We start from the raw sequence: 15,437 nt of genomic DNA, 5'->3' as shown, positions 1-15,437 counted from the left end.
CCCCCTGCGGGGCTTCGCCCCTGCACCCCACCGGGGCTGCGCCCCCTGGACCCCTGCGGGGCTGCGCCCCCTGGACCCCTGCGGGGCTGCGCCCCCTGGACCCCTGCGGGGCTGCGCCCCCTGCACCCCACCGGGGCTGCGCCCCCTGGACCCCTGCGGGGCTGCGCCCCCTGCACCCCACCGGGGCTGCGCCCCTGCACCCCACCGGGGCTGCGCCCCTGGGCCCCGTCGGCCTGCGGCCTCGTCCTCAAACGCCGGACGGGCTGAATGATGCCGGCCGGTGTCGAGAGATCGAGCCGCTGTGGGTGGGGGAGCTCGAGCGGCATGCGGGCTGAAATGGTGCCTGTAGGCCGCCGCTACGCCAACTGTGCGGTCTTCCCTCGTTCCCCTGACGCCCCTCACCCCCGTCCGTCACCATCGCACCCGTGTTGAGTACCGGTGCACTGCGTGCGCATCTGTTGGCTGCTCGGTTGGCTGGGGTGGTGGCTACTTCTCGGGAGGAGAGTCTGCGGAGTTATCGGCTGTTTGCGGCTCGGGATCCCCGGGTTTTGATCGGGATTGATCCTGAGTGGGCTTGGGGGGAGCGGGAGTTGGTTGGGTTGATGGCGGAGAAGTGTGGGGTTTCGGCTGATTTGGGGTGTGTGGCTGGGGCTGATGTGATCGATCCGGGGCTGACTTTGGACGCGCTTGATGCCTTCGCCGATCGGGTCGGGGCCGTCGCGGAGCGTGGCGCGCCTGTGCTGTTCGGTACCGGGCATCCGCACCGTCTGCTCGGGTTCTACGCCGCCCTGGCGGACGCTTTGTCGGCGGCGGGATGTGCCGTACTCACACCGGCGCAGGGTCGCTGTGTCGACATAACGACCCGGTTCGGTCTACGCACGTACAACCTTGACTACGTACGAGGAGTCGCGCTGATGCGAGAACCGGACGCCTCCCGCTCCGGTTGTGAGACCGGCGCACACACGCACTCGCCGCTCCCGGTTCGTACCGTGCTGGCGGCGGCGGCCGAGGCCGGCGGGCCGTTGCCCGAGTTGGTGATCGGGGATCACGGGTGGGTCTGCGGAGCAGGTCAGCTGGGGTTTGAGGCCATTGGTCTTGCGGATACCGATGACCCCGCGCTCTTCGTGGGGGAGGCCGAGGGGTCCGTGTCCGTCGTCGTTCCACTTGATGACGCTGTGCGGTCTGATTACTACCTGCCGCTTACCCGCTACGTACTCAATCGAGCGTGTCTGTCACAGTAGGCCGCCGATGGGTGCACCTCTTCCCCACTCGCATCACCCGCCCCTACATTGGGGAGTGAGCACGCAGCGACGAAGAGTCACCGGAAGGGGAAGCCGGTGGCCGTCGGTCGAGTGCGGAAGGTTCAGGTGTGTCATGGCTGCTGAGCAGAGGCCTCTGAGCGAGGTTCAGTTCCTTACCGTGGCGGAAGTCGCCTCGGTGATGCGAGTGTCGAAGATGACCGTGTACCGACTGGTGCACAGTGGTCATCTGCCTGCGATCCGGGTGGGGCGGTCCTTCCGCGTCCCCGAGAACGCGGTTCACGAGTACCTCCGCGAGAGCTACGTGGGGGTGGAAACCGCCTGACGACGGTGGTCCGGGGAGATCCTCAGGGCACCATGGGATCTGCCCGGCCCCCTCGATTACGACCTCAGCGCTCGGACGGGTAGGCTAGCCCCTCGTAGGTCGTATGGGCCCATGGCGCCCAAACGCCGAGTGATGAGAAGTGAGCGAGGGTAGTCGTGGGCTCTGTTATCAAGAAGCGGCGCAAGCGGATGGCTAAGAAGAAGCACCGCAAGCTGCTCAAGCGCACGCGCGTTCAGCGTCGTAACAAGAAGTAGTCCGCCCGTCCGCGAGGACGAGGACTACGGACGGCGCAGAAGACGTCGCGAGAGCGTGTCCGTGGCCCCCCACCGCACCCGGTGGGGGGCCACGTGTGTCTCCACCGGGACCAGGCGTTCTGTGCGTACGCCTGTGTTTCACATGGCTTGGTCTGTTCGTACGTCTGTGGATGCCGTCACTTCGTGCATTGGGTGGTCATCACAGCGCAACATCGAGCCGCTAAGTTGGCGACACACGGGGAACACGGCAGGGTAACGAGCAGCGGTGTGTCGGGGCAGGACGATTCCTGGAAGGAAGGCGCTGATCTTGGGGAAGGTCGTGCTCGTGACCGGAGTGGCCCGTCAGCTGGGGGGCCGGTTCGTACGACGGATCCAGCGTGACCCACAGGTGGACCGGGTGGTCGCCGTGGACGCGGTCCCGCCCGCGCATCATCTGGGCGGCGCCGACTTCATCCAGGCCGACATCCGGCAGCCGACCATCGCGCGCGTGCTCGCCGAGACGGCCGCCGACACGGTCGTCCACATGGATGTGACGGCCACCGCGCTCGGCAGCGGCAGCCGGGCGACGGTCAAGGAGACCAACGTCATCGGGACGATGCAGCTGCTGGGTGCCTGTCAGAAGTCGCCCAGCGTCAAGCGGCTCGTCGTGAAATCCAGTACGAATGTGTACGGGTCCGCGCCGCGCGATCCCGCCGTCTTCACCGAGACGACCCCGCCGAAGTCCCTGCCCAGCGGCGGCTTCGCGAAGGACACCGTCGAGGTCGAGGGGTATGTACGGGGCTTCGCGCGCCGTCGGCCGGACGTCGCCGTGTGTGTGCTGCGGTTCGCCAACATCCTCGGCCCCACCGCCGACACCCCGCTCGCCTCGTACTTCTCGCTGCCGATCCTGCCGACCGTGTTCGGCTACGACCCCCGGCTGCAGTTCGTGCACGAGGACGACGTGATCGACGTCCTGCGGATCGCCTCGCACGAGCCGGAGCGCGGCACCCTCAACAGCGGCACCTTCAACATCGCCGGCGATGGCGTCCTGCTGCTCTCCCAGTGCTCCAGGCGGCTCGGCCGGCCCACCCTGCCGCTGCTGCTGCCCGCCGTCACCTGGGCGGGCTCGGCAGTGCGTACGCTGGGGATGACGGACTTCTCGCCCGAGCAGATCCGGTTGCTGACCCACGGCCGGGTCGTGGCTACGGACCAGATGCGTGAGACGCTCGGATTCAAGCCGAAGTACACGACCGCCGAGACCTTCGCGGAGTTCGCGCGCAGTCACGGTCCCGGACTCCTGCCCCCGGAGGCCCTCGCGGGGGCTGTCGACCGGATCGCCGCGCTGCCCTTGCTGGGCAGCGGCCACCCCCCGACGCAGAGCGCCAACTGAGGAGCGCATCAACGATGGCGGACGCCAAGGTCATTCCGTTCGACGACGACCGGTCCCGTGGGAGCGCCGTACAGCGGACGCCGCGGCGCCGGACCAGTTCGGGGAGCCGGCGCAAGAGCGGTGAACCCGCACTGGTCCGTGAGGTCCAGCCCCTGCCCGGGCGGGCGCCCGCGCAGGATGATGTCCCTGTGACGCGTGAGGAACAGCCGCCGCAGCGGCCCAAGGACGACGGCGGCCTGGAGCGGCGCATCGCGGGCGGCCTGGCCTTCCTGCGCCGCCGCCTGACGGGGGACTACGAGGTCGACGACTTCGGCTACGACGAGGAACTCACCGACCATGTCCTGATGTCCCTGCTGCGCCCGGTGTACGAGAAGTACTTCCGGGTCGAGGTGAAGGGCATCGAGAACATCCCCACGGACGGCGGCGCCCTGATCGTCGCCAACCACTCCGGCACGATCCCGCTGGACGGCCTGATGATGCAGGTCGCCGTGCACGACCATCACCCGGCCGGCCGTCACCTGCGCCTCCTCGCGGCCGATCTGGTCTTCGTGCTGCCGGTGATCAACGAACTGGCCCGCAAGCTCGGCCACACCCTGGCCTGCGCCGAGGACGCCGAACGGCTGCTGGCCCAGGGCGAACTGGTCGGGGTGATGCCGGAGGGCTTCAAGGGCATCGGCAAGCCCTTCAGCGAGCGCTACAAGCTCCAGCGCTTCGGCCGCGGCGGCTTCGTCTCCACGGCACTGCGCCAGGGCACCCCGATCATCCCGTGCTCGATCGTCGGGGCCGAGGAGATCTACCCGATGATCGGTAACGCCAAGACCCTGGCCCGGGTCCTCGGCTTCCCGTACTTCCCGCTGACGCCGACCTTCCCGTGGCTCGGCCCGCTGGGCGCGGTCCCGCTGCCGACGAAGTGGACGATCCAGTTCGGCGAGCCGATCCTCACGGACGGCTATCCCCCGGAGGCGGCGGAGGACCCCATGCTGATGTTCAACCTGACCGACCAGGTCAGGGAACAGATCCAGCACACCCTCTACAAGCTGCTGGTGCAGCGCCGCTCGGTCTTCTTCTGACGGTCTGCTTCTGACTGAGGAAACGTTTGTACGACGCTGGGGGCGCCCCCAGCGTCGTACTACTGCCGTAACCCCTACTCGACGTCCTCGCCCTCGATGCCGAGACCGGGCAGCAGGCCCGGGAGCAGTGGCGGAAGCGTGACGTCCGGCTCGGTGCTCGGGGTGCTGCTGCCGGACGGGGTGGCGGTGCCCGTGTTCTTCGGCGGGTCGAGCAGGCCGCCGGTGCTGCCGCCGAGCAGACCGTCGCTCTCGGTGTCGGAGTCGGACGGCTTGCTGGGCTTGGTGTCGCCGGAGCCGCCACGGTCCGAGGTGCCGCTGCCCGCGCTCGGCGGCGCGGACCGATCGGCGCCGGAGGAACCGGTGGACGTCGATCCGGAGCCCTGCCGCTCACCGTCGCCGCCGCCCCCGTGGGTGGGAGGCTGCGGAAGCAGGGACTGCAGCGGGGCGACCTCTTCGTCTATGGCGTCGAAGACCGACGACACCTGCTCGCTGACGTCCCCCAGTTGCACGGGAAGCCGCTCGCGCAGCGCGCCCCAGGCATCGCGGTGCGAACTCGAGAAGGTGGAGAGGGCCTGGATGGGGCCCAGGGACGCCGGGTCGCGCTCGTAGGCCGCGCTCAGCAGGCGGTGGCCCTCCGAGGCGTCGTGCGTCATACCGGACAGGGCACGGCGGATCGCGCCGACCGACTCGTGGTCGAGCTGTCCGCTGCGGTCGCGCTCCATCAGGCGCCGGGCCTCGCTGAGCCTGGTCGAGGCCTGGTCGAGGTAGGAACGGCCGCGCTCGTCGTCCCCGTCGGCCAGGTAGTTGAGCTTGAAATCCTCTATGCCGCGCTTGAGCCCGTACAGCGAGTCGCCGGGAAGTGCCTCGGAACTCGCGGCGGCGACGCCGCCGAAGGCCCCGGCGGCGACTCCGACGCTGAGCCCGCCGGCGGTGAGCCCCTTGGCCAGCCGGGTGCGTGGCCGCAACTTGCCCAGCGGGCTCGCCCGATGGGCGCCGCGCCCCCGATGGGAGCGCTGCCCCGGCATCGCGGGCGCGGTCGCTCCACCCAGGGAACCTTCTTGGAGCATGGCCTCCATGGCGGCCACCAGCTGGGCTCGCTGGACGACCTTGACCTCGGGGTCCATTTCCGGCTTGGGCAGCTCGCCGAGACCGGTCGTGAGGGCCAACAGGCGCCCCTGTTCGGTCTGTTCCGCAGCAGCCTCTGCCGGTGGTGCCTCTGACTGCTCGGCCGCCGGGCCCCGGTCGGACTCCTCCAGGGCCTGGGCGAAGGCGTTCGCCCGCCGGTGCGCCGATACGTTCGCGATCACTGGCGGCACCTCCTCTCGTCATGACGGTCGACTCCCCAGGGGGTCCTGAGGGTTGCACGCCCTGACCGAATCCACACGATCGAGTGATCGAATACGGTCAGGGAGTGACCACAGGGAGCCTGCATCCCGCACAACGAGCGGCGCGGCACTTGGGTTACGGACGATGGATGATCCGACGGTGGAGTCAACGGAACGTCACTGTAGGTGAGTTGGAGATGGCAGATCGTGTACGGGCGGTCAGCGGGCGTCGTCCGGGAGGAGCCGGGCGAGAGTGCGGACGGCACGGTACTGGAGGGTCTTGATCGCGCCCTCGTTCTTGCCCATGACGCGGGCGGTCTCGGCGACGGAGAGGCCCTGCAGGAAGCGGAGCGTGACGCACTCCTGCTGCTGGGGATTGAGTCGGCGCACGGCATCGAGCAGTGCGGCGTTGGAGAGGGATTCGAGCACCGAATCCTCGGGCGAGCGCTCGACCTCATTGGCGTCGAGCATCTCCCCGGTGGTCACCTCCAGCCGGAACCGGCTGGACTTGAAGTGATCGGCGACGAGGTTGCGGGCGATGGTCACGAGCCATGCGCCGAAGTCCCGTCCCTGCCAGGTGAAGGTGCCGATTCTTCTGAGTGCCCGCAGAAAGGTCTCGCTCGTAAGGTCCTCGGCGGTCGCCTTACCTCCCACCCGGTAGTAGATGTACCGATAGACAGTGTCGCTGTACTGGTCGTAGAGGCGCCCGAAGGCATCGGCCTCGCCGGCCTGTGCGCGCTCGACGAGGTCCATCATGCGGGCGCTGTCGCTGTCCGCGGCCGGGCGGCGAGCGGTGGTGGCACCGGCCGAACGCCCTCGTCTGCCGACGGCGGCAGTGCCGTCGGCAAGCGCGTAGCACGGGCCGACCGGCGCTGTGGCTACGGCGAGGGCGGGGACGGCGTACGCGGTGGGGACGAAGCCGCGCAACAGGTCCAGGACCGTTGCGCGCAGCGTAGCCAGGCCCGAGGCGTCAACCCCGACGTGTGGGTACACGGGACTCCCAGAGGCAGAGCTTCCATCACGTGCAGTGCGGGACCGTTCACCCGTCGTAGCGACGGAGGGGTACCGGATTGCGTCTGAGGAGAATAACGCTTCGTGCAGGCATTGCTACGCCCAGTTGCTCAAATCATCGATTCCGTCGCTTCTGTAACCGATTGACGGTCGATCAAGTGCCGCACAGTGACCGGTTGTTGATCGTGTGTGGTCGGGTTCCGGTCAGGAGCGGGGCGTGTTGTGGCCGTGTGCAGCCAACGGGACTGGATGGGGCGGTGTGGGGGTACGACCACTGGATTGCCCGGCGTTCCGGCGTGCCGCCTGCGCCCACCCGTGCCGCCCCAGGCGGCACGCATGCCCGCAGCTGGAGCTACCGCCTGCGGCGGCTCAGGGCGATTGCTGCTGCTGTGCCGCCTGCTACCGCGCCTACGCCGGCTGCTGCTGGGATGCCTACCTTTGCGGCCTTGCGGCCGGTGCGGTAGTCGCGGAGGCGCCAGTCGAGGTCGCGGGCGTGTTTGCGGAGCTTGGTGTCGGGGTTGATGGCGTAGGGGTGGCCGACGAGGGAGAGCATCGGGATGTCGTTGTGGGAGTCGCTGTAGGCGGCGCAGCGGGTGAGGTCGAGGCCTTCCGCCGCGGCCAGGGCGCGCACTGCCTCCGCCTTTGCCGGGCCGTGCAGGGGCTCGCCGACCAGCTTGCCCGTGTAGACCCCGTCGACCGACTCGGAGACCGTGCCCAGTGCGCCCGTGAAGCCCAGGCGGCGGGCGATCACCGTGGCGATCTCGACCGGGGCCGCGGTCACCAGCCACACCTTCTGGCCTGCGTCCAGGTGTGCTTGGGCGAGTGCGCGGGTGCCGGGCCAGATGCGGTCGGCCAGGTACTCGTCGTAGATCTCCTCGCCGATCGTCATCAGCTCGGCCACCCGGTGGCCCTTGACGATGGACAGGGCGGAGTCGCGGGCGTCCTGCATGTGTTCGGGGTCCTCGACCCCGGCCAGCCGGAACCAGGCCTGCTGCCAGGCGAACTTCGCGAGATCGCGGGTCTCGAAGAACTTCCGCTTGTAGAGCCCGCGCCCGAAGTGGAAGAGCGCGGCGCCCTGCATCACGGTGTTGTCGAGGTCGAAGAACGCGGCGGCCTTGTCGTCGCCGAGGACGGGGAACTCCGGTTCTCCCTGGTCCTGCTCGGCGGACGGCGGCGGTTCCTGCTCCTGCGTGGACTTGCGTGCGGCTTCTGCCGACGCCTCGCCTGCCAACACGCTCCGGGCGGTGGCGGAGCGCCTACGGGGAGTGAGCCATCCAAGAGCGGCCATGGCGTGAGCATAGCCAGTCTGTTCGGTGGTTCCGGAGTCGGGAGGTTTGGTGGCTGTGAACTCTCCGCGACCGCACAGTTAAACCGTGGTCGTCGCGGCGCGAGAATGGCCGTATGAGTCCTATCTTCCGGCGGACCGCCGCCCGTGCCCGGCTCGTCACTCTCATTCGCAAACCCGGCTGCCATCTGTGTGATGACGCACAGCTGGTGGTCGAGAAGGTCTGTGCGGAGGTGGGGGTTCCATGGGAGGAGAAGGACATCAGCCAGGATCCCCAACTCCATGACCAGTACTGGGAGCAGATTCCGGTCGTCCTGGTCGACGGGGAGCAGCACACGTTCTGGCGGGTGAACGAGGAGCGGCTCCGCAAGGCTCTGGCCAAGCACTGACCGACCAGTCCAAGTCGGCCGGAAACTGGCTTAGGATCGACGGCGACCTGGTCTCGGGGGTGGGGATCGTTGAGGAGAGTGTTCGGTTTTGACCCCCGTGGCGGCCCGGAAGCAGCGGCGCGTGACCCCGGTCACGTTGGCCGGGCAAATCGGACACCATCTTTGTGCACGCGTTCACAAAGACATAGCCTGCTTTCGACGGGGCGGTCCAGGGACGTGTGACCGCCTGCAGCCCCGCTCTACCCGCAGGAGCACCGTGGCAACTGGCCGAACTCACCGACCGGCGACCCGTAGCCGAGGGATTCCCGAGGCCACCGTCGCCCGGCTTCCGCTGTACCTCCGCGCGCTGACCGCACTGTCGGAGCGCTCGGTCCCCACGGTCTCCTCCGAGGAGCTGGCGGCCGCGGCGGGAGTCAACTCCGCCAAGCTTCGCAAGGACTTCTCGTATCTGGGCTCGTACGGCACCCGTGGTGTCGGCTACGACGTCGAGTATCTCGTCTACCAGATCTCCCGCGAACTCGGCCTGACCCAGGACTGGCCGGTTGTCATCGTCGGTATCGGTAACCTCGGCGCCGCCCTCGCCAACTACGGCGGGTTCGCCTCCCGTGGCTTCCGGGTCGCCGCGCTGATCGACGCCGATCCGGAGATGGCCGGAAAGCAGATCGCCGGGATCACCGTCCAGCACAGCGACGACATAGAGCGGATCATCTCCGACAACGGCGTCTCGATCGGGGTCATCACCACCCCGCCGGGCGTCGCCCAGCAGGTCTGCGACCGGCTCGTCGCCGCCGGTATCACCTCCATCCTGAACTTCGCGCCGACCGTGCTGTCCGTCCCGGACGGCGTCGACGTACGCAAGGTCGACCTCTCCATCGAGCTGCAGATCCTCGCCTTCCACGAGCAGCGCAAGGCAGGCGAGGAGGCCGCGGCGGCCGAGAGCGCCGGACCGGTCGCCGCCGTGCGCGGCCAGTCCGCCGACAAGGGACCCGACGGGGACGTACCCGCCGTGATGCCGGCATGAGTCTCCTCGTCGTCGGGCTGAGTCACCGCAGCGCTCCGGTCAGCGTCCTGGAGCGGGCCGCGCTGTCCGCGGACGCCCAGATCAAGCTGCTGCAGGACACCGTCGCCGCCGAGCCGGCCACCGAGGCCGCCGTCCTGGCCACCTGCAACCGCATCGAGCTGTACGCGGACGTGGACAAGTTCCACGCGGGCGTCGCCGAGCTGTCCACGCTGCTCGCCCAGCACAGCGGGGTCGGCCTCGAGGAACTCACGCCTTACCTGTACGTGCACTACGAGGACCGGGCCGTCCACCACTTCTTCTCGGTGGCCTGCGGGCTGGACTCGATGGTCGTGGGCGAGGGCCAGATCCTCGGCCAGATCAAGGACTCCCTCGCGACGGCCCAGGAGCTGCACACCGCCGGCCGCCTGCTCAACGACCTGTTCCAGCAGGCGCTCAGGGTCGGCAAGCGCGCCCACTCCGAGACCGGCATCGACCGTGCGGGCCAGTCGCTGGTCAGTTTCGGCCTGGAGCAGCTGGCCGTCGGCAAGCCGGTCGACGGCTGGGCCCGCGGCAAGAAGGCCCTGGTGATCGGCGCGGGCTCGATGTCCTCGCTGGCCGCGGCGACGCTCGCGCGTGCCGGAGTCGCCGAGATCGTGATCGCCAACCGTACGTACGACCGTGCCGAGCGGCTCGCTGAGATCCTCACCGAGGGCGACGACACGGACGTGGTGGCCCGCGCGGTACCGATGGAATCGGTGCCGGCCGAGCTGACACGTGCCGATGTCGCGGTGTCCTGCACGGGGGCTACGGGGCTGGTGCTGGCGGCGGAGACGATCGCTGCGGCGATGGAGGGCCGTGGGGTCGTTGCGCAGCCCGGCGCTGACGGGGCGCCGCCTGCGCCCACCCGTGCCGCCCCGAGCGGCACGGCTGCCCGCAGCTTGGCGGGCGGCGACGAGAACTGTCCGCTTGATCTTGCCGCCGTGCAGCCCGGGTTCTCGCTCATGGGCGAGGCCGCTGTGGCCGGGATGGACGCGGCCACGCTGGAGCAGCACGCCACCTGGGTGGACAACGGCACCGTCGACCACCGGGAAGCCGCCCGCCGTGCCGAGGCCGACGCCGAGCTGATCACCGCGCTCGCCGCGACCGCGGCCACCGCCGGGCGGATCCCCGAGCGGCGCAGGCCCGAGCCGGTGGCGGTCGTGCCGCGGCCCGAGCCGGTGCTGTTCCTGCTGGACCTGGCGATGCCGCGCGACATAGACGCGGCCGTGCACCGGCTCGCCGGGGTACGGCTGGTCGACATCGAGTCGCTGGCGGAGGCCTCCGCGGACGCTCCGATGGCGGCCGACGTGGACCAGGTCCGCCGTATCGTCTCCGACGAAGTGACGGCGTTCGGGGCGGCGCTGCGAGCGGCGCACATCACGCCGACCGTGGTCGCGCTGCGGACGATGGCCGCCGATGTCGTGGCCACCGAGATCGCGCGTCTGGAGGGCCGGCTGCCCGGCCTCGACGACAAGCACCGGGCGGAGATCACACAGACCGTGCGGCGCGTCGTCGACAAACTGCTGCACGCGCCGACTGTCCGGGTCAAGCAGCTCGCGGCCGAACCCGGCGGCGCCGGGTACGCGGACGCCCTGCGGACCCTGTTCGACCTCGACCAGGAGACGGTGGCCTCCGTCTCGCGCGCCGAGGACAGCACCAGCAAGAAAGACCGAGGCTCGGCATGAGTGAGGACAAGGCACTGAGACTGGGGACCAGGCGAAGCAGACTCGCCATGGCCCAGTCCGGGCAAGTGGCAGAGGCCGTGAGCCAGGTGACCGGACGGCCCGTCGAGCTCGTAGAGATCACCACGTACGGCGATGTCTCCCGTGAGCAGCTCGCGCAGATCGGCGGCACGGGGGTCTTCGTGACGGCGCTGCGGGAGGCCCTGCTCAAGGGGGAGGTCGACTTCGCGGTTCATTCGCTGAAGGACCTGCCGACCGGGCAGCCGGACGAGCTGGCGCTGGCCGCCGTCCCCGAGCGCGAGGACCCGCGGGACGTGATCGTCGCCCGGGACGCGCTGAAGTTCACCGACCTGCCGCGCGGGGCGCGCATCGGTACGGGTTCGCCGCGGCGGATGGCCCAGCTGAACGCGTACGCCCGGACCCATGGGCTGGATATCGAGACGGTTGCGATTCGCGGGAACGTGGATACACGCGTCGGGTATGTGCGCGATGGTGAGCTGGATGCGGTGGTGCTGGCCGCGGCCGGGCTCAGCCGGATCGGCCGTATCGATGAAGTGACCGACTTCCTGTCGGTCGACACAGTTTTGCCCGCTCCCGGCCAGGGAGCACTCGCGATCGAATGTGCCGCGGACAACGCGGACCTGATCGCTGCGCTCGCGGAGCTCGACGACCCGTTCACGCGGGTCGCCGTGACCGCCGAGCGGTCACTGCTCGCCGCCCTGGAGGCCGGTTGCAGCGCACCTGTGGGCGCGCTGGCCGACCTTTTGGCCGACGGGCAGATTGTCAAGGAAATGCGCCTGCGCGGCGTCGTCGGCACGACCGACGGCTCGCGGATGGTGCAGTTGTCCACCACCGGTCCCGTGCCCGAGACGTACGACCAAGCAATGGCGCTCGGCCGTGAACTCGCGGCTGAGATGCTTGCCCAGGGCGCGGCCGGTCTGATGGGGGAGCGAGCACATTGAGCCCCACCACCCTTCCCGCCGGTCCGGAACACGGGCACGTCACCTTCCTGGGTGCCGGACCCGGAGATCCGGGACTACTGACTCTGCGCGCCGTCGAGGCGCTGGCGAACGCGGACGTTCTCGTCGCCGAGCACGAGGTGCTCGACGTCGTACGCGCTCATGCCAGATCGGGCGTCGCCATCGTGAACACGGAACCGGGTCCTTCGTCGGACCCGCATCCGGGCACAGGCACGCCTCAACTAACGGTTGTTGACGGTCAGTCAACAACCGCTGGCGCCCCCGCCGTGCGGGATGCCGCACATCTTGTCATGGAGGCCGCGCGGGGCGGCAGGCGGGTCGTGCGTGCGGTCTCGGGGGACCCGGGACTAGATACGTACGCCGCCGAGGAAATGCTCGCCTGCGCCGCCGCGGGTGTTCCGTTCGAGGTCGTCCCGGGTGTCGCGACCGCCGTCGGGGTGCCCGCGTACGCCGGTGTTCCGCTGCGGGACGCCCAGGGCGCCGATGTGCGGTTCGTGGATGCGCGGACCGCGTCGGAGCGGTGCTGGACCGAGGTCGGTGCGTCGGACGGCACGGTCGTCGTGTCGACGACGCTGGATTCGGTGGCTGCTGCTGCCGGTGAGCTGGTTTCGGCCGGGCGCAAGCCTGATACGCCGATGACGGTCACGGTCGCCGGTACGACCACTCGGCAGCGGACCTGGACCGCCACGCTGGGGACCATCGCGCAGACGCTGAAGCAGGCGAAGGTGCTGCCCTCGCCGGATGGCGCGCGGCCCGTGATAGCCGTGGTCGGGGAGCGTTCCGCCGCGGCTCAGCGTGAGCAGCTGTCGTGGTTCGAGTCCAAGCCGTTGTTCGGCTGGAAGGTGCTCGTTCCGCGTACGAAGGAGCAGGCGGCGTCGCTCTCCGACCAACTGCGGTCGTACGGGGCCGTGCCGCACGAGGTGCCGACGATCGCCGTCGAGCCGCCGCGGACGCCTCAGCAGATGGAGCGGGCGGTCAAGGGGCTGGTGACCGGGCGGTACGAGTGGATCGCTTTTACGTCCGTGAATGCGGTCAAGGCTGTGCGGGAGAAGTTCGAGGAGTACGGGCTCGATGCGCGGGCCTTTGCGGGGATCAAGGTCGCCGCGGTGGGGGAGCAGACCGCGAAGGCGTTGGTTGCGTTTGGTGTGAAGCCGGATCTGGTGCCGAGTGGGGAGCAGTCGGCGGCGGGGTTGTTGGAGGACTGGCCGCCTTATGACCCGGTGTTCGATCCGATTGACCGGGTGTTCCTGCCGCGCGCTGACATCGCTACCGAGACGTTGGTTGCGGGTCTCATTGAGCTTGGGTGGGAGGTTGACGACGTTACGGCTTATCGGACCGTGCGGGCGTCGCCGCCGCCTGCGGAGACTCGGGAGGCGATCAAGGGGGGCGGGTTCGATGCGGTGCTGTTCACGTCTTCCTCTACGGTGCGGAATCTGGTCGGTATTGCCGGGAAGCCGCACAACGTGACGGTGATCGCTTGTATTGGGCCCGCTACGGCCAAGACCGCTGAGGAGCATGGGCTTCGGGTGGATGTGATGGCTCCGGAGCCGTCTGTGCACAAGTTGGCTGAGGCGTTGGCGGACTTTGGGATGCGGCGGCGGGCTGCGGCGTTGGAGGCGGGGGATGCGGTGACTCGGCCTAGTGAGCGGCGGCCGGGGGCGCGGAGGCGTCGTACGACGTAGCTGTTCCCGGCGTGGTGGCTGAGGACGGGTGGGTCGCGCGGCCCGGCGCTTGCGGGGTGCCGCCTGCGCCCACCCGTGCCGCCCTAGGCGGCACGAATGCCCGCAGCTGGGCGGGACGGTAGCCCGCGGCTTGAGCTATGCAGGCGTTGGGGTCACCGTGTGGCCGTAGCGCAGGAGGTTTTTGGGGTCGTAGGTGGCCTTGTCCTGGCGTAGGCGGTTGTAGACCTCGGGGGTCCAGGCTCGGGCTCGGTCGGATTCGTTGCCGGGGCGGCCGTGGATGTTGACCATGGAGCGGCCGGTGCCGTAGGGGGACATGGCGGTGTTGAGGGCGGCCGTGGCTGTTTCTACTGCCTCGGCTGCTTCTGGGCTCGGGACCACGGCGACTGTTTCCAGTAGGTGGCTTGCGTCGCGGGCGCAGATCGCGTCCTCTGTGGCGCTCGGGCGGGCCAATGCGCCTCCCATGTGGCGGAGTTCGACTATCAGCAGGGGGTAGTCGGGGGGTGCGGCCGGGCCCGCGTGTGCCAGCAGGGTGTCGACGGCTTCCGGGGTGAGCTCCGCGAGCAGGGCGCACGACTCCCTTGCGGGGAGGGGGTCCTGGGGTTCCGCGTAGATCGAGTCCACGTCGGTGTAGTCCATTTCGTCGACCGTGTCGAACACGACGGGGGCGGCGGACCGGATGGGGTCGAGGAGGCGTTGGCCGTCGGCCGGGTCGCCGGTCCAGGCGATCGCTACGCGGGCCCAGAAGCGGCCGCGCAGGGGTTCGGGGATCGCCGGGAGCGGGGGGAGGCGGAGAAGGGTGAACGCCGAGCACATCTGGGTGGGGACGGTGGTGGTCCAGTCGGCCCAGGCTCGGAGGAGGGGTTCCGCGTGGTCGCCGGCGCAGTAGATGCCGCCGCCGAGGATACGGGTCAGGGGGATCAGCTCGGTCACCAGTGAGGTGACCACGCCCACGTTGCCCTTGCCGCCGCGCAGGGCCCAGAACAGTTCCGGTTCGTGGGTCGCGTCTGTTTCGCGGAGGGTGCCGTCGGGGGTGACTACGTGGAATGAGCGGACCAGGTCGGAGGCGTATCCGTAGGCGCGGCCGAGGATCGGGAGGCCGCCGCCGAGGGTGTAGCCGATCACGCCGGCATCTGTGGAGGAGCCGGTGAGGGCGGCCAGGCCGTAGGGGGCAGCGGCGTCCAGGACGTGGCGCCATTTCGCGCCTGCGGCGATCGTTGCGGTGCGTTGGGTCGGGTTGATCTGTACGTCCGTCATGCGGGACGTGTTGATCAAGAGGCCGTTGTCGATCGGGAAGTTGGCGCCGTGGCCGGTGCCCTGGACGGCTACGGGGGTGTCGGTGGCCGCGGCCCAGCGCATCGCGGCCACTATGTCGCCGGGGGTGGTGGCACCGACGACCACGTCCGGGATGTGGCGGGCGGCCAGGTTGAAGCCGGTGACTTCGTCGGCGTAGCCGTCGTCCGTGGGGCGTAGGACCGGGCCGAGGACGTCGGAGAGGGCGAACAGGTCGGGGGTGTCGTGGGGGTGGTGGGCGGTCGTCATGGGGTCCTCCCCGTCGGGGTACTCAGGGGGCCCGGGGGCTCGGGGGGCTTGCTATCTCAGCTTGGACCCGGGGGTCGTGGGGCGCATGCGGGGGCTTCGGTGCGATGCCTCCCGGCGGGGGTGCGGGTGGGTGGGGGTGCGCGTAGCGCCTTCGGTGTGGGGTGGGGTCGGGGCCGCGGTGGGGGGGGGCGGGCGGCGGGCCGCGGAGCAGGGGCTGCAGGGGCGGGG

14 protein-coding genes are annotated in these 15,437 nt (G+C 69.6%); 10 read left to right on the top strand and 4 right to left on the bottom strand.

The window, feature by feature from the left end; genetic code table 11:
• Positions 1–425: 425 nt before the first annotated feature.
• The 5 genes from AB0I98_RS03985 (at position 426) to AB0I98_RS03965 (ending at position 4,277) form a co-directional block, all read left to right on the top strand.
• A complete protein-coding gene (locus AB0I98_RS03985) occupies positions 426–1,241 on the top strand; it encodes a phosphatase (protein ID WP_362934813.1) in 816 nt (271 codons plus the stop codon).
• 133 nt (positions 1,242–1,374) lie between these two features.
• The gene (locus tag AB0I98_RS03980; RefSeq protein ID WP_016437488.1) at positions 1,375–1,584 is read left to right on the top strand and encodes a helix-turn-helix domain-containing protein; all 210 of its coding nucleotides are present in this window, start codon (positions 1,375–1,377) and stop codon (positions 1,582–1,584) included.
• Between the two features lie 155 nt (positions 1,585–1,739).
• Positions 1,740–1,838, top strand: coding sequence for an AURKAIP1/COX24 domain-containing protein (locus AB0I98_RS03975; RefSeq protein ID WP_003948845.1), 99 nt, complete (start codon positions 1,740–1,742; stop codon positions 1,836–1,838).
• Between the two features lie 307 nt (positions 1,839–2,145).
• The gene (locus AB0I98_RS03970; RefSeq protein ID WP_362934810.1) at positions 2,146–3,207 is read left to right on the top strand and encodes an NAD-dependent epimerase/dehydratase family protein; all 1,062 of its coding nucleotides are present in this window, start codon (positions 2,146–2,148) and stop codon (positions 3,205–3,207) included.
• Between the two features lie 14 nt (positions 3,208–3,221).
• On the top strand, positions 3,222–4,277 hold the full coding sequence (locus tag AB0I98_RS03965; RefSeq protein WP_362934807.1) for a lysophospholipid acyltransferase family protein: 1,056 nt from the start codon (positions 3,222–3,224) through the stop codon (positions 4,275–4,277).
• Positions 4,278–4,351: 74 nt separating this feature from the next.
• Here AB0I98_RS03965 and AB0I98_RS03960 read toward each other — a convergent pair whose 3' ends face one another.
• The 3 genes from AB0I98_RS03960 to AB0I98_RS03950 all read right to left on the bottom strand — a co-directional run bounded on the left by AB0I98_RS03960 (position 4,352) and on the right by AB0I98_RS03950 (position 7,901).
• Positions 4,352–5,584, bottom strand: a complete 1,233-nt coding sequence (locus AB0I98_RS03960; protein ID WP_362934804.1) for a DUF5667 domain-containing protein — start codon at positions 5,582–5,584, stop codon at positions 4,352–4,354.
• A gap of 237 nt (positions 5,585–5,821) precedes the next feature.
• On the bottom strand, positions 5,822–6,595 hold the full coding sequence (locus tag AB0I98_RS03955) for an ECF subfamily RNA polymerase sigma factor, BldN family (protein ID WP_362934801.1): 774 nt from the start codon (positions 6,593–6,595) through the stop codon (positions 5,822–5,824).
• Between the two features lie 370 nt (positions 6,596–6,965).
• Positions 6,966–7,901, bottom strand: a complete 936-nt coding sequence (locus tag AB0I98_RS03950; RefSeq protein WP_362934799.1) for an HAD-IB family hydrolase — start codon at positions 7,899–7,901, stop codon at positions 6,966–6,968.
• 113 nt (positions 7,902–8,014) lie between these two features.
• Here AB0I98_RS03950 and AB0I98_RS03945 point away from each other — a divergent pair, with 113 nt between their 5' ends.
• The 5 genes from AB0I98_RS03945 to AB0I98_RS03925 all read left to right on the top strand — a co-directional run bounded on the left by AB0I98_RS03945 (position 8,015) and on the right by AB0I98_RS03925 (position 13,670).
• The gene (locus tag AB0I98_RS03945) at positions 8,015–8,287 is read left to right on the top strand and encodes a glutaredoxin family protein (protein ID WP_362934797.1); all 273 of its coding nucleotides are present in this window, start codon (positions 8,015–8,017) and stop codon (positions 8,285–8,287) included.
• Between the two features lie 256 nt (positions 8,288–8,543).
• On the top strand, positions 8,544–9,308 hold the full coding sequence (locus AB0I98_RS03940; protein WP_362934795.1) for a redox-sensing transcriptional repressor Rex: 765 nt from the start codon (positions 8,544–8,546) through the stop codon (positions 9,306–9,308).
• A complete protein-coding gene (locus AB0I98_RS03935; RefSeq protein WP_362934792.1) occupies positions 9,305–11,011 on the top strand; it encodes a glutamyl-tRNA reductase in 1,707 nt (568 codons plus the stop codon). The genes AB0I98_RS03940 and AB0I98_RS03935 overlap by 4 nt, the downstream gene beginning before the upstream one ends.
• Positions 11,008–11,970 (top strand): hydroxymethylbilane synthase, encoded by a 963-nt coding sequence (gene hemC, locus AB0I98_RS03930; RefSeq protein ID WP_362934789.1) that lies wholly within the window; start codon positions 11,008–11,010, stop codon positions 11,968–11,970. Before AB0I98_RS03935 ends, hemC begins: the two co-directional genes overlap by 4 nt.
• Positions 11,967–13,670, top strand: coding sequence for a bifunctional uroporphyrinogen-III C-methyltransferase/uroporphyrinogen-III synthase (locus tag AB0I98_RS03925; protein WP_362934786.1), 1,704 nt, complete (start codon positions 11,967–11,969; stop codon positions 13,668–13,670). The genes hemC and AB0I98_RS03925 overlap by 4 nt, the downstream gene beginning before the upstream one ends.
• Positions 13,671–13,805: 135 nt before the next feature.
• On the opposite strand, the gene AB0I98_RS03920 is transcribed toward AB0I98_RS03925, so the two are convergent.
• Positions 13,806–15,209, bottom strand: coding sequence for an FAD-binding oxidoreductase (locus AB0I98_RS03920; RefSeq protein WP_362934783.1), 1,404 nt, complete (start codon positions 15,207–15,209; stop codon positions 13,806–13,808).
• Positions 15,210–15,437: the final 228 nt, after the last annotated feature.

Origin of the sequence: Streptomyces sp. NPDC050211 (assembly GCF_040656035.1) — a bacterium.
Lineage (GTDB): Bacteria > Actinomycetota > Actinomycetes > Streptomycetales > Streptomycetaceae > Streptomyces.
The sequence above is the reverse complement of the archived record's forward strand: the minus strand, read 5'-3'. Positions and strand labels throughout refer to the sequence as shown.